The following is a 20,169-nucleotide window of genomic DNA, read 5'->3' on the forward strand; positions in this document are numbered from 1 at the left end:
GCTCCTCGGAGAGTCAGTGAAGGGGTCCGTGCTGCGATGACCTGACCCACTGCAGCCGACATGCCATGCCCATGTCGAACGATGTGGCCAATGCACCCCTGTGGTTTCAAGGAGTTGGAAGGAGGCGCCTCGCGAGCGAGGCACGGCCCCTGGTGACGGCAGACACCAGGGGCCGAACAGCTATCATCAGGACCGCGGACACGAAGCGAGGATGCGCGGCATGGATGACTTCTACGCGGATGTCCTGGACCACGTCGGACGCACACCCCGAGAGTTCGGTTCCGTCCACCTGCACGTGGAGCCGGTGATCCGCGATCCGCTCGGGCAGGCCACCGCCGTCGTGTGGCTCCAGGCCGCCTTCGAGCCCCTCGCCGCCACCCCGTCAACCGTGCGGGTGATGGGCCGGCAGAAGCAGGGCCCCGCGCAGCGGCTGCTGGGCCAGTTCCCGCTGCCACCGCTCGCGGGAGGCCGCGTGGTGCGGTGGCGGCTCCCGCTCGAGCTGCCCCCGGAGCTCGATGAGGTCCACGTCCAGGTGGAGTCGAATCTCCACCCCGATGCCGGGCGCGTGCGGCCCGCGTGGAAGCTCTTCGACACCCTGGAGATTCCGAAGGAGAGCGACATGAAGGCGGTGTCGGGCGAGGTCTCCATGGGAGTCGACCTCGGTGAATCACTGCTCAACAGCATGCTGTCTGGAGGCCTGAGTCTCAGCACCTACGTGGCGATAGGACCCCAGGCTTCACCGGGCAGCATGGCCGTGAAGCGCCACGCCGCGGCCACGCTTCCGACAGCCTTCATCGCGGCCGTGGTTGACGGCCCCGTGGAGCCCCTGTCCGACCTGCAATGCGAGCTCGTCTGGGAACCGGGGATGGCCCTCCCCACCGCCAGCGCGGCGCCCAGTTGGGGCACGGAGCCCACGCCGGCCAGGGCACCGCGGGCCCTGAACCCTTTTCGGACCTGCTACACCTGCGGCTTCGAGGGCCCACGAGCGGCGTATGAGCGCGCCACGATATGTCCCCAGTGTGACGCGGCGTGGATGTAGTCACGCCAGGAGAATCCGCTGGCGCTGGGATGTTGATTCATCCATCCAAGCAACCCAATCGCTGTCGACATGGCAGCGCGGCTCCTGGGGAATCGCAACGGGCCTCCCCGGTTGAGGTAGAACGGGCGCATGCTCCACTCGCGTCGTCTCGTCCTGACCGTCTCGTCCCTTGTCGCGGTCGCCACCGCCTGCAGCTCGCCGGATCCAGTCCCGGACCGCCCCAACATCCTGCGCTTCGAAGCAGCCCCCGCGACCATCGCTCCGGGCGTGTCCGCCGAGCTGTCCTGGGAAGTCACCGGCGCGCAGGACCTCTCCATCGATTACGGTGTCGGTGAGGTGAGCGGACGCTCGGTGCAGGTCCGCCCGACAGCGACGACGACGTACACACTCACGGCGACCAACGAGCGCGGCAGCACCACCGCGAGCACCACGGTCGCCGTGAGCACGTCCGGTGGAACGGACCTCTCCGGAAGCCTCACGACGCGCACCCTGACGCGCGCGGGCTCGCCGTATCAGGTGACCGGTGACCTGACGGTGCCCGCGGGGAGCCGGCTCACCATCGAACCCGGCGTCCAGCTCATTTTCATGGGACACCACAAGCTCGCCGTGCATGGGCGCATCACCGCGCGGGGCACGTCGGACAGCCCCATTGTCTTCACCGCCAGCAACCCCACCCAGGGCTGGGCCGGACTGCGGCTGGCGGCGACGTCGGACGCCGGGGAGGACTCCCTCGAACACTGCATCTTGGAGTACGGCAACAAGGTCGACGGCGAGAACGGCGCGGGCGCGGAGGGCTCTTATTCCGAGAACGCCGGTGGCGCGCTCTGGATTGGCTCACGCGCGAACGTGAATCTGAACCACAACGAGTTCCGCTTCAACAAGGCGCCCGCGTTCGGCGGCGCGCTGATGCTGATTGCGCCGACCAGCTCAGGGGTCGCCACCGGGAACATCTTCCACGGAAACGAGTGCACCGGTCCGCGAACCCAGTTCGGCGGCGTGGGCGGGGCGGTCAACACCGCGCACCTCCCGGCCAGCAACCAATGGACGTTCCGCGGCGGAGAGTTCCGCGACAACAGGGCACCGGAGGGCGGAGCGCTCTACTTCTTCGACAGCAACGTGGTCCTCGACGGGATTGCGCTGTCTGGAAACACCCCCCAGAACTGGGCGACGCCGGAGCCCCACCGGCTGACGGTCATCAACACGCCGAGGTAGCCCTGACGTCAGGGGTGCGCGACCCGCGGCGCTGAGAGACGGCCGCGGGCAGGGAGGCGCTCCTGCCCGCGGCGCCAGGCGCAGTCGTCAGTCCTTGACGACCGTGGTGATGGTCAGCGGCGTCGGGCTCCCGATGAAGCTCCCGGAGGTGTTCGTGCAAGGCATTGGCACCTGCGAGAAGTCCGCGGCGTAGTAGCCGTAGGTGGAGTCATTGCCCTTCTCGTAGAACTCATGGCCATCCGGGAGGACCACCTTCCAGACAAAATTGATGCTCGTGTACTGCGTGGACGACCGCGCCCGGATGACGCCCGTCACCTTCGTGCCCCAGTGGTACGGCGCCACGGCCGGGACTTCGACCGTCTGCGGCGCCGGAGCCCAATCGAGCGTGCTGGGGCCACCAGACGTTCCGCCCCAACCGTAGATGAGGAACACGCGGGTTCCCCAGGGCAGGTCATCATTGCGGTACGTGAGGGTGACTTCCGCCTGCGAGGTGCTGAAGTAGCCACACGTATTGAGCACCGTCCGCGCCTGCACCCACTGCGCTCCCGCGAGGGCGGAGGTGGAAGTCAGCAGCAGGGCGAGCACCAGCGCGTGACGAGAAATCCGGGACATGCGAAGACTCCAGGGAGAGGTTTGACAGCCTCGCCCCTCTATCAGAGCCAGGGGGCCCGCGGCTCAGCTCTCCGAGGACAGTCGGGAGATGGCCTCCACCACGGAGCCGGGCACGGACGTCTCGCCGAAGAAGCGCGAGAGCTCGGCCTGGGCCTCGCGCGCTTGCGTCGCGGTGATGCGGCCCTCGCGCTCCAGCCTCCCGATGATGGCGCCAGCCCGGATACGGAGGGTCTCGGGCTTCTGGGCGGGCAACCAGCGCCGTGGGGCGGGCAGCATGGCCGCGAGCATCGCGCCCTGTGCCACGGTGAGCGCCCGCGCCGAGGTGCCGAAGTGCTCGCGCGCCGCCGCCTCGATGCCATACACGCCCTCTCCCCACTCGACCACATTCACATACAACGTGAGGATGTGCTGCTTGGACAGATGGGTCTCCAACTGGCGGGCGAGCAGCAACTCCTTGGCCTTGCGCAGCAGGCTGCGGTCCGTGGAGAGGTAGAGGTTCTTGGCCAGTTGCTGGGTGAGCGTGGACGCGCCGCGACCCAGGCGCGCCTTTCGCACGGACTGCTCAAGGGCGTTCTCCACCTCTATCCAATCCACACCCTCGTGCTTGTAGAAGCGCGCGTCCTCGGAGCTCAGCACGGCGTCCACCGCGTGCGGCGCCACCGCCCCCAGGGGCACCCAGGCCTGGCGCACACGGGGCTCCTTCCCCGCCGCCAGCGCCTCCTCGGCCCGCTGCGTGATGAGCGCGGTGGTGCGCGGGTTCTGCGTCCGCAGCGCGCGGATGTCGGGCAGCCGCGCGTACTCCACGCTGAGCCAGACGACGAACAGCAGCCACCCGACGAACAGCCAGCGGCCCCAGCCCGGACTGGAGGCCTTCCCCACGGCGCGCCGGGCGCCGGCGGGGAGCTGCTTCGTCTTCTGCGTCCGGGGGGAGGAGCCACGGGCGGAGGGCGGACGGGAGGCCATCGGTATGCACACATCTGCCCCGGTCCACGGCCCCTGTCCAGAAGACGGCCGGGAAGGCACGCGGCGGCCTGTCTTGAGTAGGATGCCAGGTTCAATGCCATCTCTTCGTACCGCGCTCGGCGCGGGAGTCCTCTTGGTGGGCCTGGGCGCCGGGCTCGCCGTGACTGCTTCACGGCCCCAGCGGAGCGCCGAAGTCGAAGCGCGCATCGCGGCGCGCCAGGAGCCCGTCCTGACACCTGCCCCCGGCCCCGCGCCGAAAGGGCTCCCCATCGTGACGCCAGCCGGGCGCGAAGCGGGCAAAGTCCCCCAAGGGCATGTGGACGGGGTGGCGCTGCGCTCGCTCCTGCTCCGGCGTCAGTTCGAGGAGCTGACGCTGGCGGTCGAACAGCTCCAGTGGGGCATGGAGTCGGACCCTCGGGACGAGCACTGGATGACGGACGGCATCCTGGCGCTCGGCAACGGCTCCTCCGAGTCGACGGAGCTCCTCGACGCCTGGGTGAAAGCGTCGCCGCGCTCCTTCGCGCCCTACCTCGCGAGGGGGACCCACTGGGTGTCGGTGGGCTACCTGCGCCGAGGCGGGAAGCTCGCGGCGGCGACGGCGAAGGAGGAGTTCGCCGGGATGCATGAGGCCTTCGAGCGGGCGGTGCCCGGTCTCCTCCGAGCGTGGTCGCTCCAGCCGAAGGCGGTCGCAGCCGCGCGGCCGCTCATCTACGTGGCGGACGCGCTCGGCGACGACGAGACGCGCGAGCAAGCCTTCACCCGCGCCATGGAGCAGTGCCCCATGTGTGTGGACGTCCGCGCAGTCTATCTTCACGGACTCGCCCCCCGCTGGGGCGGTACCTACGAGAAGATGGACGCCTTCGCCGAGGCACAGCGCCTCGCTCACCCGGAGCTGGGCTTCCTGCGTGGCTTCGCCGATTTTGACCGCGCACACGACCTGGCCGTCCAGGGCGAGCACGGCCAGGGACTGGTCCTGCTCACCCAGGCGCTGTCAGCCGGCGACTACTGGGAGTTCAGGCTGGCTCGGGCGAAGCAACTGCGCCGCACCAAGGCGCTGGACGCCGCGCTGGAGGAGGTGAACCGGGCCGTGGCCCTGCGCCCCGCTCGCGCGTCCGTCTATTTCGAACGTGCTCGGATTCTCTCCAACAGCCGGAAGTGGGAACCCGCGGGCAAGGACCTCCTGCACGCCCTGCGGTTGGACGCGACGGACTCGGAAGGACGCGCCCTGCGGGACCACGTGGTGAAGGGGGTCATCTACGACGGCTGGGAGGCGCACAAGGCCGGACGGCGCGAGGAAGCGCTGGGCCTGCTGGAGCTGGCTGGAGAGCTCGCGCCAGGCAACCCCGAGGTGGCGCGGCGGCGCGCGTGGGTCGTCAAGTCCCCCCAGCAGGCGGCGGCACAGGCCGACGCGCAGCAAGGCGAGGGGGCGGAGGACTTCCGCACCGTGCAGCAGCGGGACTACGCCCTGGCGCGCGAGCGGCGCTTCAAGGAAATCCTCCCGCTCTGGGATGCCTTCCTCGAACGCAATCCCGACCACGGGCTGGCCTACATGGAGCGCAGCGGGACGCACTACCACCTGCGAGACCTCAAGTCCGCGCTGTCCGACCTGAAGAAGGCGTGTGACCTGGGCGTCAACGAAGGCTGTGCCCGGGCGCGCCAGGTCGAGCGCGCCAGGGCCGCGGGCCGCTGAGGCGCGGCAGCCCCACGCAGCCGCTCCAGCGACAGGGCAACAGCAGGAGGCGCCTCGCCCTCCCCCTCCTGCTGTTTCCCCGCTCGGCGTGCGGCACCGCCGCTCAGAGTTCGTTGAGGATGAGCAGGCCGCGCACGGAGTCGGCGGCGTACACGTACCCGTCGCCGGGCACTCGGATGCCGAAGGTGCCCTCGAAAAGGTTGTCCGTGCGGCCGGGGTCGCTCTCTCGGAAGGTGTTGTAGTGCGCCACCTGGCGCGGCTGCGTGGGGTTGGACACATCCAGCACGCGCACGCCCTCGTGGTACCAGGCGATGTAGAGCAGGTGGCCCTTCAGAATCAGGTTGTGGATGGACGTGACGGGGCTGAGACGGAACTCGCCAATCTTGACGATGTTCGCCGGGTCCGTGACGTCCAACACGCGCAGGTGGGCGCCGTTGAATTCAGTGCCCTCGAAGGCGATGGTGCGCCCGGCGAAGGTGCCCACGGCGCTGTGGTGCGCGTAGGCGTTGAAGCCGTGCACGTACTGACCCAGGTGCCGCACGTTGTCGAGGTCGCTGACGTCCATGATGGAGTAACCACCAAAGGCGTTGCTGACGTAGAGCCGGCCCTCGTAGGCGAAGGCGTCGTGTGCGCCCCCCACGGAGAACTCGGACGGCACGGTGATGCGCTGGCGCAGCACGGGCTCCAGCGGCGAGGTGACGTCATGCACGAAGGTCACCTCGCCGGGCGACATGGCATAGAGCCGGTTTCCATCCACCAGCACGGTGTGCGCCCCATACTGCCCCGCGGGCAGGTGGCGCACGTACTCCGGCTGTGAGGGGTTGGAGATGTCATAGACGACGACGCCCGCGCTGTTGCCGGCGATGTAGAGGGCATCTTCCTTGGCCCACACCCCGTTCCAGCTCGAGTCCCCCGGCAGGCTGATGGAGGCCTTGAAGAGGGGGTGCGCCCTGTCACTCACGTCGAAGACGGTGAGCCCGCCGTTCTTGGTGCCAGCGAAGTCATTGATGGAGACGACGTAGGCGTGGTTCTTCGTGACATAGACGTCCACGGCATCCCCCAGTGCGACGAGGGACTCGGAGATGAGGCGCAGCCCGCCGGAGGACTCACCCTCGCCTCGCTGCGAGGGCATGCGCTGGGCTTCAAAGGTGCCGGCCCGGCTGAATCTTCCGTTGGTGCAACGGGCGTAGCAGCCCGTGATGATGCCGGGTGAGGGCACCTGGCAGCCGGCGAGCGCGGTGACAGTGACGGCCCCGTTGAACGGACTGGTGCGGCTGCCGACGACGAAGAAGCTCCCGCCGTCCGTGCTCCGCGTCAGCAGCGGCTGGCCGTTGAGCGTGTCCGTCCCTCCGTCGGAGAAGAGCTGGTAGCTGGTGAAGTCGGGGACAATCTGGGTCCCTCCGTCAGCCAGCAGGCGCTCACCTCGCATGTCCACCAGGTAGACGCCGTGCGGCGCCACCTGGGCGAGCGCCTCCGGTGAGCACTCTGAGAGGTCGTAGCGCGACAGGTCATCACACCGGAGGGTGGTGGGGTCTCCTTGCTGATTGAACTCGCATGGCGAGAAGCGGCCCCGGTCAATCCAGTCACCGTGTTCCTCCAGCACGGTGTAGCCGCCATCCCACGGCGCCTCCGCGCCCGCATCGGGAGTGCCGGAGTCGGTCGTCCCCGAGTCCTCGGGAAGCCAGGGGCCTGCATCAGGAGTGGAGTCAGCGTCATCGCAGGCGGAGAGCGTGGACAGCAACAGGACGCAGGAGGAGAGCAGCACCAGGGACGGACGCAACACGGACGGCATCGTGGACCTCGCGAGAAAAGCCTCCCACGAGCGTGGGGGCCATGACTCAAGCGGCCTGACGCTCTGATTCCCTCATCAAGGCGAGAGATGGTTGCGGCGTGGAGGCAAGGTCCGCCCGCGAGCGGGGGACTCCGGGGAAAGCGGCCCGGCCGGTCCTCGCCTTGCATGAGTGACATCGGGACCGGAGCGGGTCCAGCGCCCAAGAGCCACGCCCAGCCGGGTGAGGACAGGGCGTGGGGGCCGTGGGAGCTTGAGATATCGCCGCTGAAGGTGCCCACCATCTGGATGTGGCTCTTGCCCGCCTCCGAGCAGGTCGCGTCCGGAAGCGGGGGCGGCGCAGCTCTCTCTCTACCAGGTGTGATAGCAGGCGTTGTTGCAGTTCGTGCCGTTGCAGAGCGCGAGGTCCGCGTAGTTGTGGCAGGCGGGGACGGTCAGGTCCGACATGGTGTAGCGGGTGATGATGTCTCCGCAGGCAATCACGTCGTCCGTCGTGCCCGAAATGCCGGTCACTGACATGGCGTTGGAGACGTACGAGTCGCCGCTCGCGGGCAGGCCCTCGGTCCACCGGCCCATGGTGACGCGCTTGGCGGCGGCGGCCGGAGCGACCGTCGCTCCGAGCTTGACGTTCCACATCTGTCCAGGGGTGAGCTGCACGCTGTCGGCCGTTGCGCCCCGGTTGAAGTTGAAGGTCACCGGCCCATTGCCCGCGCAGTTCAGCACGGCGAAGTGCATGGAGTGCCCTGGATGATTGAACGACACGTTCGAGCTCCAGTTGGTGGCGCGCAGACGGACGCGCGTCGCGGTGCCCCGAACCCTGTCGCAGGGGAGCAAAGCAGGGGAGCACTCGTCGCCGTCCTGACTTCCGAGCGGGAAGTCACAGTCCGGGGAGTTGCAGTAGTAGTCGCTCGTGAAGGCCGTGTGGATGACCTCCTGGCTGGGGTCCCCGCAGGTGGCGTCCCCATAGACGGAGGCAGCCCAGGCGCTGTTCGAGGCAGAGCAGCCTCCGGCGAGCGAGCGAGGCTCATCGGGGAAGGTGGTTGGGAAGGCGGAGAGCTCGGCCTCGTTCTGCCACCGGAGCTGCGCTCGCTCACCCGCATCCATCGCGGCGAGCGCGCGGGCCGCCAGGGCCGAGGGCAGCGCCTGCCCCTCGGGCGCCACGGCCAGGAACACCTCCGCCGCCGAGTGTGTCTGGAAGAAGCGAGGGGCCACGAGTGGACGCTGCGGATACTGGGCGATGACGGCCACGTTGACCTCGCCCCTGTCGCCCTCGAACCAGAGCACCTGGCTGTCAGCATTCCCGATGCGGGCAATCTCGCGCGGTCCGGACGACTCGGTGGGCGCTGCCCACACGGGGAATGCCCCCAGGAGGCAGAGGGCACCAGTGCAGGCCAGCGCTCGGAATGAACGAGGAGACGTCATAGCGGGAACTCCGTGAGGAAGGACGGCGTTCGTTCGCCGTCACACCCCTGAACGGAGCCGCGCCCCGATTTCCCTCACCGAGAACCGCAGACCCCTGGCCGCGGGCGTGTCGCTACTCGAAGAGCGAGAGCTGCCCCAGCGAACGCAACGCGCCCGTCGTCTCTTGCGGAGTTGCCCGCACACGGACCTGCGACACGGGTGTCGTGCCCGTGAGGTCCACATCCATGAAGGGCCGCACCTCGGCGCCGTCGAGCAGGTTGGCCAGGGGCACCCACTCGACGCCGTCGGTGCTTCCCTCCAGCACCAACTCGCTCATGGTGCCCGACACCCCGAAGTTGCGCAGCACGGCTTTGCGCGGAACCACGGACCGCGAGAGCTGCACGGTGACCTCCCGGACCCCCTCCTGGAAGAGCACCAGCTCACCGAGGTCGCCGTTGGTGATGGGACAGGGCGTCTCGGCGTTCAGGTAGGTGCACGCGGCGCCACGGCTTGCCGGGACGAGGGCGCGGCGCGGCAGGACAACGTCATCGCTGGAATAGGTGATGCCGACTGTCACGCCCCCCGCATTCGCCTCGCGCGCGGTCGTGATGGAGGCCTTGAGCCCCTCCGCGTCCTCGAGGACGTAGTCACTCAAGAGAACGGGCGAGGCGACCTTGAGCACCTGCCAGGCCTCCCTGGCGCCCGACGGGCGGAGGTACAGCACGTGTTCATCGGCCCCGGCACCGTGGGTGGCGGCCAGCGGACTGAAGCCCACGCTCACCCCCTGCGCCTCCGCGGTGGCCGTCAGCGTGCCGGTCCACTCCTGGAAGACGGGCAGCGCGACCTCCGACTGCTGGATGAGGAAGAAGGCCGAAACGCTCCTTCCCTGGGACTGCTCGGGCGAGCGGGCCACGAAGCAACGCGCGATGCTCCCGTTGCGGGTATCCGCCCCCAGCAGGTCGAGCTCGAAGGTGCCATCGGCGCGGGTCTTCACCGACCTCCAGCTCGCCGAGAAGGCAGCGAACGAGCACGAGGAGTTCGCGCTGCGGTAGAGCTTCAACTGCGTGTCCGAGAGCGGCGCGCCAGCCTCGTCAACGAGCCGCCCACTCAGGACGATGTCCAGGTCCTCCTCCACCTTGCTCTCGGTACAGCCGCCCGACATCGCCAGCACACCCAACGTCAACGTGCGCATCCATCGCATGGGAACCTCCTTCACCGGTGAGCCGCGCTCTCACTGCAAGAGCAGTGCGCAGCCCCCTTCCCTCTGAGGACGGGAGCCTGGGCGGGTCCGTTCCTGACAGTGGCGTCGTGGCGCGTCCGCTACGCGGGTGCAACCGCCGCTTCGCAGTGCCCTACCTTCGACGGCATCCGTGAAGGCGCGAGCACGGGTTTGCACCTGCGCAGGTCCATGCACAGCGGACAACGAAACCTGCTGTCAATCCGTGAGGTGCAGACGCGGCATCCCGTCGTGCGGCCCACGGTGCTTCACCGGTTCCAAGGCGGGACATGCGATGCTGGCCCGATGAAATCGGCATTCAAGGGTGAGCAGGCGAAGGCCGTGCTCTCCCGGTGGCACGACCATTTCCGCGGCCGTCTGCGGGTGCCCACGGAGAGCCGGACGGTGCAGACCCGCGTCGGTGACACGCATGTGCTGGTGGGCGGTCCAGAAGCCGCGCCCAACGTGGTCGTCCTCCACGGCGCGCTCGCGAGCTCCGCGCATGTGCTCCACGAGCTGGCACCCCTGCTGGAGCGATTCCGGCTTCACGCGGTGGACGTCGTCGGCCAGTCGGTGAAGAGCGCGGATGTGCGGCCCTCGGTCGCGAACAATGACTATGGCGAGTGGCTCCGAGACGTCCTGGATGGGCTGGCGCTCCAGCGCCCCCATGTGGTGGGTGTGAGCTGGGGCGGCTTCGTGTCCATCCGGCTCGCGGCCATCGCGCCCGAGCGCATCGACAGGCTCGCCCTGCTCTTCCCCGCGGGTGTGGTGAATGGCTCTCACTGGGACGGGCTCACCAAGGTGGCCCTCCCGATGATGCTCTATCGGATGTCCCCATCAGAGCGGCGCCTGAAGGCGTTTGTCCGACACCTGCTCACGACCACGAATGACGACTGGGCGCCGTTCCTCGGCGACGCCGTCCGCGCGTGCAACATGGACATGCGGGTGCCCGCGCTCGCGAAGCCGGAGGAACTGGTGAGGCTGAAGGCCCCCACGCTCGTCATGGCCGGGGATGGGGATGTGAGCTTCCCCGGAGAGAAGCTGCTCACCCGCGCGCGGGTGCTTTTTCCCACGCTCGCCTACCAAGAGCTCATCAAGGACTGTCACCATTGTCCGCCAACGACGGACGCCTTCCGGCAATGGCTTGCGGGGCGCCTGGGTGACTTCCTGCGAGCGAGCTGACGCGCTTCCCCGGACGGGCGTCTGCGTTTCTTGCTAGACTCCCGGTGAAGCGACCTGGGGGTGACGCAATGAGATACGCGGAGCCAGAGTCCGTCGAGGCCGCGCTGTTGGCCCTCAACGCGCATGAGGATGCCCGATGCCTCGCGGGCGGGGCCTCGCTGGTGGCGATGATGAACGCGGGTCGCATCGCCCCCGGAATGCTGGTCAGCCTCCACCGCATCCCAGAGCTGTTCACCATCACCGAAGCCTCGGACGGCATCTGGCTGGGCGCCATGTGCACCCACCGAACGGTCGCGGCCGACACGCGGCTGGGCGGGGCCATGGAGGTCGTGCGCGGCGCGGCGCGGCAGCTCGCGCATCCGGCCATCCGCAACATGGCCACCCTGGGCGGCTCCATCGGGCTGGCAGACCCACGGACGGAGCTGCCCGTGGCGCTGGTCGCGGCCTCGGCGCTCGCGGAGGTCGCGGGCGCCCATGGCCGGCGAGCCGTTCCCGTTGAATCACTGTTCGTGGACAGCCACCGCACCTCCCTGCAACGGGGTGAGTTCGTCACCCGCGTCTTCCTCCCACGAGGCGCGACCGGAGCCGTGGGGCACCACCTGCGCTTCAGCCGCGTGGCCGCCGACTACCCCACGGTGTCTGTTTCGCTGGTGCTCGACATGGAGGGCGACACGTGCCAGCAGGTGCGCGTGGTCGTGGGCTCCTGCGCGCCCGTGCCGCTCCACCTTGACGCAGCGGACCAGCGGCTCATCGGGACGCGGCTGGAGGCGGAGGACGTGGCCGAGGCGGGAGGCCTGCTCGCCCAGGCCGCGGCGCCCATCGACGATGTTCGCGGCTCGGCGGAGTACCGGCGCATGTTGATTCCGCGTCTGCTCGGCCGCGCCCTCTCGCAGGCCCGGGAGCGCGCCCATGTCTGAAACGGTCTCCATCTCACTCACCATCAACGGCGCGGAGCACGCGCTCACCCTCTCCCCAGAACGGACCTTGCTGGACGTGCTGCGCGAGGACGTCCGCGCCACGGGAACCCGGCGCGGATGTGACGAGGGGAGCTGTGGTGCCTGCACCGTGCTGGTGGAAGGCCTGCCCGTGCTCTCCTGCCTGTCGCTGGCGGTGACGCTGCCCGGCCGTGCCATCACCACCATCGAGGGTGTCAGGAATGGCCCGGAGCTCCACCCCGTCCAGCAGGCGCTGGTCCGGCATGGCGCGGTGCAGTGCGGCTTCTGCATGTCTGGCATCGTCCTGGCCGCGAAGGTGCTGCTGGAGCAGAACCCGTCCCCGTCCGTGGACGAGGTCCGGCAGGCGCTCGGCAGCAACGTCTGCCGGTGCTCCGGCTATACGCGCGTCGTGGAGGCGATTGCCTCGGTGGGAGGTCGGCCGTGAGCGACGACGTCAGGCCGGAGCCAGCGCCGCGCCCCGTGGGCGAAGTCCTGGGACAATCCGTACCGAAGCCGGATGCACGCGAGAAGGTGACGGGGCGCGCTGTCTACACGGAGGACCTGTGCGTCCCCGGCATGTTGCATGGCGCCCTGCTGGGCAGCCCGCATCCCCACGCGCGCATCCTATCCTATGACACCTCGCGCGCGCGGGCATTGCCGGGCGTGCGCGCCGTGCTCACGGCGGAGGACCTGCCTGCTCACGACATCGGGCCCGCCATCAAGGACCAGCCGGTGCTCGCGCGAGGCAAGGTGCGCTACGCAGGCGAGCCCGTGGCCGCCGTCGCCGCGGTCGACCTCCCGACGGCGCGCAGGGCGCTCGGGCTCATCGACATCCAGTACGAGGTCCTCCCCGCCGTGTTCGACGCGGAGGAAGCGCTGCGCCCGGACGCGCCCGTGCTGCATGCGCCGCGAGGCCCCGGACACCCCAACGCCGCGTCGTACATCCGGCTGGTCGAGGGCACGCCGGACTCGGTGTGGGCGCGGTGTCACGTCGTCGTCGAGGACGTGTACGAGACGCCCGCGCAGCAGCACATCTACCTGGAGCCGTGCTCGACGCTCGCGGAGGTGGACCCCGACAGTGGGAAAATCACCCTCCACACGTCCACCCAGTCCGGGTTCCGGGTCCAGGCCGTCACCGCGGAGGCGCTGGGCGTGCCCATGTCCCGCGTGCGCGTGCTGGTGCCGCGCGTGGGCGGAGCGTTCGGCGGCAAGGTGGAATCCACCAACCAGCCCATCACCGCGGCGCTGGCGATGGCGGCTGGCGCGCCGGTCCGGCTGACCTTCTCGCGCACGGACGACATGAAGATGATGCGCTCGCGCCATGGTGCCCGCATCTTCATGCGCACGGGGGCGACGCGGGACGGCCGCATCCTCGCCCGGCAGGTGCGGATCCACTTCGACACCGGGGCCTACGCGGATGACGGCCCCTTCGTGGCGAACATCGGCAGCTACTTCGCGCGCGGGCCGTACCGGATTCCCCATGTCGACGTGCAGTGCTGGTGCGTCTACACCAACAAGCTCCGCGCCGGAGCGTTCCGCGGCTTCGGCAATCCGCAGATCCACTTCGCCAGTGAGGTGCAGGTGGACCGGCTCGCCGAGGCCTTGGGGATGGACCCCATCGAGCTGCGGCTCCGCAACGCGCTGGAGACGGGCGAGAAGTGGCTGGGCGGCGCGCCGGTGGAGAGCGGGACGCTGCGGGCCTGCCTGGAGCGGGCCCGGGACGTCTCGGATTGGGCCCGACGGCGGGAGCGGACACCCACGGCCCCTGGAAAGCAGCGGGGCATCGGCGTGGCGGCGGTGAGCCACGTGTCTGGCCTGCTGGGCTCGAGCGCCACCGTTCGGCTCAACGAGGACGGCACCGTCACCGTGAACACCGGTGCGGTGGACACGGGCCAGGGCTCCGACGTGGCCCTCACGCAGGTCGCGGCGGGCGCGCTGGGGCTGTCCATGGAGCAGCTCAACTTCAGCCGCCCGGACACGGATACGTCTCCGTATGACTGGTGCAGCGGAGGCACGCGGACGACCTTCACCGTGGGCCGCGTCATCACCCAGGCCTGCGAACAGGTGCGTGTGCAGCTCTTCGCCCACGCCAGCGCGCTGCTCCAGCGTCCGGTGCGGCGCTTGGAGCTGAGGCCCGGCGGCTTCGTCGGCGTCCGGGACGAACCCGGGACGTCGGTCTCCTTCGCCGCCATCGCCGGACGTGCGCTCTACGTCGAAGGCGGGCCCATCATCGCGTCCGCCCGCTACCTGTATCCCGCGTGGCAGCTCGACACGAACCGCACGCAGGTCGAAGGGCTGCCCTTCATGGGCAACGGCTTCTTCGTGTTCGCGGCGCAGGTGGCCGAGGTCGAGGTGGACGAACTGACAGGCCACGTCGAGGTGCTGGAGGCGTGGAGCGTCCACGACGTGGGCCGGGTCATCAACCCCGCGGCGACGGAGGGACAGGTCCAGGGAGGCTTCGTCCAGGGCCTGGGCTACGCGTTGACCGAGGAGCTGGTGTGGAACGAGGGCCAGCTCGTCAATCCCACCATGGGGGACTACAAGGTCCCCGGCGTGCTGGACGTGCCCGTGGCCCTCCACGCCGTGCTGCTGGAGCAACCCTTCGGTCCAGGCCCGTTCGGCGCCAAAGGCGTTGGCGAGGTGGGCCTGGTGGGCGTGGCCCCCGCCATCTGCAACGCCATCCGGCATGCCACCGGGGCGCAGGTCCGACAGCTCCCCGCCACGGCAGAGCGCGTGCTGCGCGCGTTGATGGAGCGGGACTGACGCCCTCCTTGGCGCGACGTCATGATATTTTCTTGAATTACATATCTTGCTAGTTTCCATCGGTTCGTCGGGACTCCCCCGGCGCCCGATTCGAGGGACGCATGCTCAAGCTCTTGTCGTCGGCGGTTCTCAGCCTGTTGGTCACCCTGGGGATTCTCCCCGACACCGTGTCCGAGACGGAGGCGCTCGCGGCCACGACCGTCACCGTCGCGACCCACAACACCCTGCGCGGGCAGGCGACGTTCAAGCCGCTGGCGGACATCATCGGCTGGCAGGAGGTGGAGAACGCGGTAGCGCACAACAAGCTCGAGACGCTCGAGTACTACAACCACTTCCGGCCGGGCGCGGAGCGGCTGGCCGCGCGGAACTCCATCGCCATCTCCTGGCGCAAGAACAAGTTCGAGAAGACGGGTGACGGCTCTCGGATGACGCACGGCGGCACGGCAGGCGAGACGCCGTCACGCTTCGTGAACTGGGTCGTCCTGAAGCACAAGACGACCGGAGCGAAGCTGGCGTTCATCAACACCCACTACATCTCCGGCGCGTGGAACGGCAGTCATCCGGACCGGCAGGAGCGCTGGCGCACCCACAACACCGTGGTGCGCGAGGTCGTCGCCGAGCTCCGCGGCCGAGGCCTCCCAGTCGTCCTGCTGGGAGACTTCAACCGCCAGCTGTCGCAGGACATCCCCGGGATGAATCACCTGCGCACGGCGGGCGTCGCTGGCGTGCCCATTGACCAGATCTACGTCAGCCAGGGCATTGGCACCGGCCCCGCCGAGCGCCTGGAGAAGTACGGCTCCGACCACTTCGCCTACACTGCGACTGTGCAGTTCTGAGCCCCGCTCACGGCCGCGTCAAGGCGCCTTGCGCTGCTGGCTCACGAGCCAGTTCTGCGCGTCGGAGCGGCTCCAGAACGAATCCCAGCCGCTGTGCCCGCCGCTGGGATTCACGGTGAGGAGGAACTCGCCGCCGTAGCCAGGGCACTGCCGCAGCAGCGTCTGGAACCCCGTGGTGGCATTGGTCCACCGGTGGACGGAGAAGGTGCCATCGTCCGCATTGCCAGAGGCCCAGATGGGGAAGTCATCGAGCTCGCACACGTCCGCGGGCGTGGGCGGGAAGTAGGCAATGGGCATCCCCCCGGCATACGTCGAGCGATACTTCTTCATCTGCTCATTCACGCCGCTCGCGCCCGAGGACAAGCCCGTCATCGTCACCCGGTCCGGGTCGATTTCGTACTCGCTCAGCGCCTGCTGGACGAGGGTGTGCGTGGCGTCCACCTGCCACCAGGTGTCCAGCGGGGCGCCCACGCGAGGGCCGTTGGGCGCGATGACGACGCCAGGGAACGTGTCGACCAGCGGCTTGCCGGGCGTGAGCTGCCGGATGAAGCCCTCTGGATTCGCCCCCACCTGGGTGTGGTCTCCGTTGAGCGTGGAGCCGCCTCGGCCATGCAGGGAGAGCACGAGGGGGTACTTCTTGCCGGGCCTGGTGCCGTAGTCCTTGGGCAGGAAGACGGCCGTGTCATAACGCCCGCCGCGATTCCACACGTGCAGCTTCCCCGCGCGCGGGTCCGGTGGCGCGCTCTCCGGGTGGACGATGACGCGCACGATGTCCGAGCCGGTCGCTCCCTGATTGTCCGTGGCGGTGAGCCGGAAGACGTACACCCCCGCGACCAGGTGGCTGGCGGTGGCCGAGGGCGAGGTGGCGCCCGTCAGCGTGGCCGGAGACGGCCCCGAGACCTGGTCCCATAGGTAGTGGGTGACGGTGCCATCGCCATCGCTGGCCGAGCCCTGGAGCGGCACCGAGCTGGCGGGCAGCGCAATGGTCGTTTCGTTGCCCGCGAAAACCAAGGGAGGCTGGTTCGAGAGCACGGAGCCGAAGACCTGAATCTCACGGACGCGGCACAGGTTGTCGTTCGTCGCGAGCTTGCACTGAAGCCGCACGTACCGGGCATTCACGGGTTGCGCGAAGGTGAGCGTCCGGACGTTCTCGGTGTTCCCGGTGATGGCGCCACCCGGGACGACCTGATGGCTCGCGGTGTTGCTCGTCCGGGACATCACGTCGAAGTCGACCATCCGCCCGTAATTACTATCCCGGCTGACGTACAGGGTGATGCTCTGCACGCCATGCACGGCCTGAAGGTCCACCTCAATCCATTCAGGATTCGAGGGAAGGGGCGAGACCGCCGAGGACCAACGGTCCGACGTGTTGATGATGCCGTTGAAGGCCTTCTCCGGTGCGAACTGCGTGGGATAGCCGATGGCGTGTATCGAAGACGCCGATGAAGGCCTTCCAAGGGCGACGTTGGTCGCTTGCGCCTGGGCGGGAACAGCGAGTGACAAGGATAGGAAGCACAGGGCTTCCGTCAGGGTGCGGAGACTCCAGCGCATGACTCACCTTCCGTTGAGAGGGACGCCGAGTGTGGCAGCATGGAGACGTCATTCCATGCAAAACCAGAAAAACAGCATTGTCATGCGCCGCGACTGCCCCGGTGTGACGTCCCGACGCTTCGATTCCGAGGTAGGCTGACACCATGGTTCCGCTGACCGACCGGGCTTCGCTGCCCCAGGAAGCGCGCTCCGCCCTGGAAAAGGAGCTGGCGTCCCTCACGCTGCTCCAGGACGTGGTGCGCTGGGGCTTCGCGAGCTCGCCGCCGCGCGATGTCACGGAGGTCATCGTCCAGGACGAGTTCACCCACGACGTGGTGATGCCGTGGAGGGAAGGCAGCTATCTGGTCTTCGACACGACGTGACTGGGCGGAGTCACTTCGGTCTCCGTGTGGGACCACCGACCCAGCGCAGATGAACTCCTCGACGCCCGGCTTGCATCCGGCTGGGCGCCGACGCCGACGAGCACCGTCGACGGCGACGTCATCATGGGCCATGCCGCGTGCAGAGTGCCGCGACAGCGGGCCTGACGCTGGCGGCCTCCAGCGAACATACGCATCCGGAAATCAGCGAGCGTTCCAACGTCGCGCCACCACATCGAGTGGAAGGCGCGGCGCCAGCCCCCAGGAGGAGCATCCGTGCCCGCAGCGACCATCCCCACCGTTGAGACCGAGCGCCTCGTGATGAAGGGTCACAGCCTCGAGGACTACGAGGAGTGCCTCGCGATGTGGAGTGACCCCGCGGTGGTGCGCTACATCAGCGGCAAGCCGTCCACACGCGAAGAGATGTGGTCGCGGCTCCTGCGTTACGTGGGCCATTGGGACCTGCTGGGCTTTGGCTTCTGGGTGGTGCGTGAGAAGGCGACGGGTCGCCTCGTGGGCGAGGTGGGCCTGGGCGACTTCCACCGCGACATGCAGCCGCCCCTGGGCGCCGGGCCCGAGGCAGGCTGGGTGCTCGCCCCCGGGTTCCATGGAAAGGGGTATGCCACCGAGGCGGTCCACGCGGCCCTGGCCTGGGCGGATGCCCGGCTCAGCCCTGAGCGCGTGGTGTGCATCATCGCGCCCGAGAATGCGGCGTCCATCCGCGTCGCCGGCAAGTGCGGCTTCCGGCAGACGGGACAGGGGAGCTACAAGGGAGAACCCTCGCTCATGTTCGAGCGCCTGGCACCGGTGGAACTGGGGGCTCGGTGATTCACGGGGAGACCTGACCATGGCCACCACGAAGCACCCAACACTCAAGCGCAAACCCGCGGCACCCCATCTCTCAACACGCCGCACATTTCCGGTAGATTGCAAATAATGAGGTTCCTCTTCCCCCTGCTCACTGCGGCAATCGCGCTCTGCCTTTGGCCGGCTGTGGCGCAGGCATGTGTTTGCGTCGCGGGCGGGGGGAACCTTCACCATGACCTCAAGGTGGCGCGTGAGCGCGCGAGCGCCATCTACCGGGCTCGCGTCATCCCGGTCCCCAGGGGTCCCTACCTGGGAACAGTGGACGTCGAGGTCCTGGAGGTCATCAAGGGCCCCGTCGTCACGGGCGAGAAGTTCAAGCTCCCCCAGGGTGGCGGTGGCGATTGCCGTGTCCGGTACCAGGGCGACGCGGTGTATCTCATCTACGCAGAACCCAAGGACGCCAGGTTGATCTGGCGCTGCTCCCGCACCCGTCCGATGCCCTCACTGGATGATGCGGAGTGGGTCTGGCTCACCACGGGGAAGCTCCCTTTCATTCCCGCCGTGGTCCAGCGCGAGTCCGTGTCCAGCGAGCCGTGCGCAGAAAACAAGAAGTGCGTGTCGAAGTGGGAGCCACCCGAAGCGCTCTCCGCGGACCAGTGCCATTGGCGCACCCCCGACCAGGCCCGTTGCACCTTCACCGGCACCCGGCGCCCTCTCCCAGAGAACGCACCGACGTCACCGCTGCTGGTCTGCCAGCCCGAAGCAGGACACGCGTCCAGATACGCCTGCACCGTCCAGAAGGCCCCGAACCCAACGCAGGCGGAATGAGCACCAGCGCCCACGGATGAACGCGCCGAGCCTTGAAACGCACCTCACGCCTTCGCGGGCGGTTTCGTCCCCGCGTCCTTGCCCTCATCCCGGCCGTGCACGGCCGCGGGCGGACTCGTGGCTTCCACGGCGGAGAAGGTCTCCAGCACCTTGTACGTGTGGCTGGAGCCACGCGGCACCAACCACGAGTCACCCGGGTTGAGCAGGATGACCTGTCCCTCGAGGTGCAGCTCCGCGCGGCCCTTCAGGACGAAGCCCACCGTTTCGTAGTCCCTCATGGTGGCGGGCGCCGGCTCTCCAGGCGGTTCGTCCTCCCACAGCCGCATCGCCAGGCGGACGCCAGACGCCAGGTACTTCTGCCCCATCTCGCCCTTGGGAGAGTGCCGACTCTCCACCTTCTTCACGCTGGTGTCGCCCATGCCTTCGTCTCCGTTGGATGGCGGCGGATGTGCCGCGCGTCTGCCGAGAAGGTAAGGAAGGCATCCAGGTGCCGACGAGCACCCAGCACGGGCCGCCAGCCCGGCGCACCAGGGGCCAGACATGCGAAGGCCCCGCCTCCCTGCTGGGAGACCGGGCCTCGGGCACACTCAAGGGTGGCCTGCGGGTGCTTCAGACGGCGCGGACGTTCTGCGCCTGCAGGCCCTTGGGGCCACGCGTGACCTCGAACTCCACCTGCTGCCCCTCCTGCAGGGTGCGGAAGCCATCCATGTTGATGGCGGAGTGGTGGCAGAACACGTCCTCACCGTTGTCCTGCGCGATGAAGCCGAACCCCTTGGCGTCGTTGAACCACTTCACGGTACCGATTGCCATGTGACCTTCTTCCTTCTGCTTCGAGGCCGCCGCCAAGGGCTGCCCGAACGACGTGTGCGGAGCGGACACCGCCCCGCCCCCTAACGACAAACTTCCTGGCGCCTCCTGTCCACCGGGCAACCGCCTTCCGGGCAGGCAGCCGTCCGCCAGCCGACACTCCACGCGCCCCCGCGCCC

General features: G+C 68.6%; 19 protein-coding genes. 11 read left to right on the forward strand and 8 right to left on the reverse strand.

Annotated features, from left to right (window positions below; genetic code table 11):
• Window positions 1-220: 220 nt before the first annotated feature.
• Both G4D87_RS13600 and G4D87_RS13605 read left to right on the forward strand, forming a co-directional pair.
• Entirely contained in the window at window positions 221-1,039 is an 819-nt protein-coding gene (locus G4D87_RS13600) for a hypothetical protein (RefSeq protein ID WP_163782490.1), read from the forward strand.
• Between the two features lie 129 nt (window positions 1,040-1,168).
• Window positions 1,169-2,251 (forward strand): beta-helix domain-containing protein, encoded by a 1,083-nt coding sequence (locus G4D87_RS13605; protein ID WP_163782491.1) that lies wholly within the window; start codon window positions 1,169-1,171, stop codon window positions 2,249-2,251.
• 87 nt (window positions 2,252-2,338) lie between these two features.
• On the opposite strand, the gene G4D87_RS13610 is transcribed toward G4D87_RS13605, so the two are convergent.
• Together G4D87_RS13610 and mtgA are read right to left on the reverse strand one after the other, a co-directional pair.
• Window positions 2,339-2,863 (reverse strand): hypothetical protein, encoded by a 525-nt coding sequence (locus G4D87_RS13610; RefSeq protein WP_163782492.1) that lies wholly within the window; start codon window positions 2,861-2,863, stop codon window positions 2,339-2,341.
• Between the two features lie 63 nt (window positions 2,864-2,926).
• Window positions 2,927-3,826: a monofunctional biosynthetic peptidoglycan transglycosylase gene (gene mtgA / locus G4D87_RS13615; protein WP_163782493.1), complete on the reverse strand. Its 900-nt coding sequence runs from the start codon at window positions 3,824-3,826 to the stop codon at window positions 2,927-2,929.
• 94 nt (window positions 3,827-3,920) lie between these two features.
• Between mtgA and G4D87_RS13620 the strand changes: the two genes are divergently transcribed.
• Window positions 3,921-5,516, forward strand: coding sequence for a DUF4034 domain-containing protein (locus tag G4D87_RS13620; RefSeq protein ID WP_240358251.1), 1,596 nt, complete (start codon window positions 3,921-3,923; stop codon window positions 5,514-5,516).
• Window positions 5,517-5,619: 103 nt separating this feature from the next.
• Here G4D87_RS13620 and G4D87_RS13625 read toward each other — a convergent pair whose 3' ends face one another.
• From G4D87_RS13625 to G4D87_RS13635, 3 genes are all read right to left on the reverse strand, one after another.
• Window positions 5,620-7,308, reverse strand: coding sequence for a hypothetical protein (locus G4D87_RS13625; RefSeq protein WP_163782495.1), 1,689 nt, complete (start codon window positions 7,306-7,308; stop codon window positions 5,620-5,622).
• A 348-nt stretch (window positions 7,309-7,656) separates the two neighbouring features.
• On the reverse strand, window positions 7,657-8,658 hold the full coding sequence (locus G4D87_RS13630) for a hypothetical protein (protein WP_240358252.1): 1,002 nt from the start codon (window positions 8,656-8,658) through the stop codon (window positions 7,657-7,659).
• Between the two features lie 181 nt (window positions 8,659-8,839).
• A complete protein-coding gene (locus G4D87_RS13635) occupies window positions 8,840-9,907 on the reverse strand; it encodes a hypothetical protein (RefSeq protein ID WP_240358253.1) in 1,068 nt (355 codons plus the stop codon).
• 321 nt (window positions 9,908-10,228) lie between these two features.
• Between G4D87_RS13635 and G4D87_RS13640 the strand changes: the two genes are divergently transcribed.
• The 5 genes from G4D87_RS13640 (at window position 10,229) to G4D87_RS13660 (ending at window position 15,638) form a co-directional block, all read left to right on the forward strand.
• Entirely contained in the window at window positions 10,229-11,104 is an 876-nt protein-coding gene (locus G4D87_RS13640) for an alpha/beta fold hydrolase (RefSeq protein ID WP_163782497.1), read from the forward strand.
• 68 nt (window positions 11,105-11,172) lie between these two features.
• Window positions 11,173-12,021, forward strand: a complete 849-nt coding sequence (locus G4D87_RS13645) for an FAD binding domain-containing protein (RefSeq protein WP_163782498.1) — start codon at window positions 11,173-11,175, stop codon at window positions 12,019-12,021.
• Window positions 12,014-12,484, forward strand: a complete 471-nt coding sequence (locus tag G4D87_RS13650; RefSeq protein ID WP_163782499.1) for a (2Fe-2S)-binding protein — start codon at window positions 12,014-12,016, stop codon at window positions 12,482-12,484. Before G4D87_RS13645 ends, G4D87_RS13650 begins: the two co-directional genes overlap by 8 nt.
• A complete protein-coding gene (locus G4D87_RS13655; RefSeq protein WP_163782500.1) occupies window positions 12,481-14,802 on the forward strand; it encodes a xanthine dehydrogenase family protein molybdopterin-binding subunit in 2,322 nt (773 codons plus the stop codon). Before G4D87_RS13650 ends, G4D87_RS13655 begins: the two co-directional genes overlap by 4 nt.
• 101 nt (window positions 14,803-14,903) lie before the next feature.
• Window positions 14,904-15,638, forward strand: a complete 735-nt coding sequence (locus tag G4D87_RS13660; protein ID WP_163782501.1) for an endonuclease/exonuclease/phosphatase family protein — start codon at window positions 14,904-14,906, stop codon at window positions 15,636-15,638.
• 18 nt (window positions 15,639-15,656) lie between these two features.
• Here the strand turns inward: G4D87_RS13660 and G4D87_RS13665 are convergent, their stop codons facing one another.
• Window positions 15,657-17,141 carry a PKD domain-containing protein gene (locus G4D87_RS13665; RefSeq protein ID WP_240358254.1) on the reverse strand — a complete coding sequence of 495 codons (1,485 nt, stop codon included), beginning with the start codon at window positions 17,139-17,141 and terminating at the stop codon, window positions 15,657-15,659.
• Between the two features lie 191 nt (window positions 17,142-17,332).
• Here G4D87_RS13665 and G4D87_RS13670 point away from each other — a divergent pair, with 191 nt between their 5' ends.
• The 3 genes from G4D87_RS13670 to G4D87_RS13680 all read left to right on the forward strand — a co-directional run bounded on the left by G4D87_RS13670 (window position 17,333) and on the right by G4D87_RS13680 (window position 19,183).
• Window positions 17,333-17,551, forward strand: a complete 219-nt coding sequence (locus tag G4D87_RS13670) for a hypothetical protein (RefSeq protein WP_163782503.1) — start codon at window positions 17,333-17,335, stop codon at window positions 17,549-17,551.
• A 273-nt stretch (window positions 17,552-17,824) separates the two neighbouring features.
• Window positions 17,825-18,376, forward strand: a complete 552-nt coding sequence (locus G4D87_RS13675; protein WP_163782504.1) for a GNAT family N-acetyltransferase — start codon at window positions 17,825-17,827, stop codon at window positions 18,374-18,376.
• Window positions 18,377-18,598: 222 nt separating this feature from the next.
• The gene (locus G4D87_RS13680) at window positions 18,599-19,183 is read left to right on the forward strand and encodes a hypothetical protein (RefSeq protein WP_163782505.1); all 585 of its coding nucleotides are present in this window, start codon (window positions 18,599-18,601) and stop codon (window positions 19,181-19,183) included.
• A gap of 44 nt (window positions 19,184-19,227) precedes the next feature.
• Here G4D87_RS13680 and G4D87_RS13685 read toward each other — a convergent pair whose 3' ends face one another.
• Window positions 19,228-19,602 (reverse strand): cupin domain-containing protein, encoded by a 375-nt coding sequence (locus G4D87_RS13685; RefSeq protein WP_163782506.1) that lies wholly within the window; start codon window positions 19,600-19,602, stop codon window positions 19,228-19,230.
• A 190-nt stretch (window positions 19,603-19,792) separates the two neighbouring features.
• Entirely contained in the window at window positions 19,793-19,993 is a 201-nt protein-coding gene (locus G4D87_RS13690; protein WP_163782507.1) for a cold-shock protein, read from the reverse strand.
• Between the last annotated feature and the right edge of the window lie 176 nt (window positions 19,994-20,169).

Source organism: Myxococcus vastator (genome assembly GCF_010894475.1).
Taxonomy (GTDB): Bacteria; Myxococcota; Myxococcia; order Myxococcales; family Myxococcaceae; genus Myxococcus; species Myxococcus vastator.

Coding starts and splice junctions, on each gene's coding strand:
- G4D87_RS13600 (WP_163782490.1), top strand. CDS start 221: ATGGATGACTTCTACGCGGATGTCCTGGACCACGTCGGACGCACACCC.
- G4D87_RS13605 (WP_163782491.1), top strand. CDS start 1,169: ATGCTCCACTCGCGTCGTCTCGTCCTGACCGTCTCGTCCCTTGTCGCG.
- G4D87_RS13610 (WP_163782492.1), bottom strand. CDS start 2,863: ATGTCCCGGATTTCTCGTCACGCGCTGGTGCTCGCCCTGCTGCTGACT.
- mtgA (WP_163782493.1), bottom strand. CDS start 3,826: ATGGCCTCCCGTCCGCCCTCCGCCCGTGGCTCCTCCCCCCGGACGCAG.
- G4D87_RS13620 (WP_240358251.1), top strand. CDS start 3,921: ATGCCATCTCTTCGTACCGCGCTCGGCGCGGGAGTCCTCTTGGTGGGC.
- G4D87_RS13625 (WP_163782495.1), bottom strand. CDS start 7,308: ATGCCGTCCGTGTTGCGTCCGTCCCTGGTGCTGCTCTCCTCCTGCGTC.
- G4D87_RS13635 (WP_240358253.1), bottom strand. CDS start 9,907: ATGCGATGGATGCGCACGTTGACGTTGGGTGTGCTGGCGATGTCGGGC.
- G4D87_RS13640 (WP_163782497.1), top strand. CDS start 10,229: ATGAAATCGGCATTCAAGGGTGAGCAGGCGAAGGCCGTGCTCTCCCGG.
- G4D87_RS13645 (WP_163782498.1), top strand. CDS start 11,173: ATGAGATACGCGGAGCCAGAGTCCGTCGAGGCCGCGCTGTTGGCCCTC.
- G4D87_RS13650 (WP_163782499.1), top strand. CDS start 12,014: ATGTCTGAAACGGTCTCCATCTCACTCACCATCAACGGCGCGGAGCAC.
- G4D87_RS13660 (WP_163782501.1), top strand. CDS start 14,904: ATGCTCAAGCTCTTGTCGTCGGCGGTTCTCAGCCTGTTGGTCACCCTG.
- G4D87_RS13670 (WP_163782503.1), top strand. CDS start 17,333: ATGGTTCCGCTGACCGACCGGGCTTCGCTGCCCCAGGAAGCGCGCTCC.
- G4D87_RS13685 (WP_163782506.1), bottom strand. CDS start 19,602: ATGGGCGACACCAGCGTGAAGAAGGTGGAGAGTCGGCACTCTCCCAAG.
- G4D87_RS13690 (WP_163782507.1), bottom strand. CDS start 19,993: ATGGCAATCGGTACCGTGAAGTGGTTCAACGACGCCAAGGGGTTCGGC.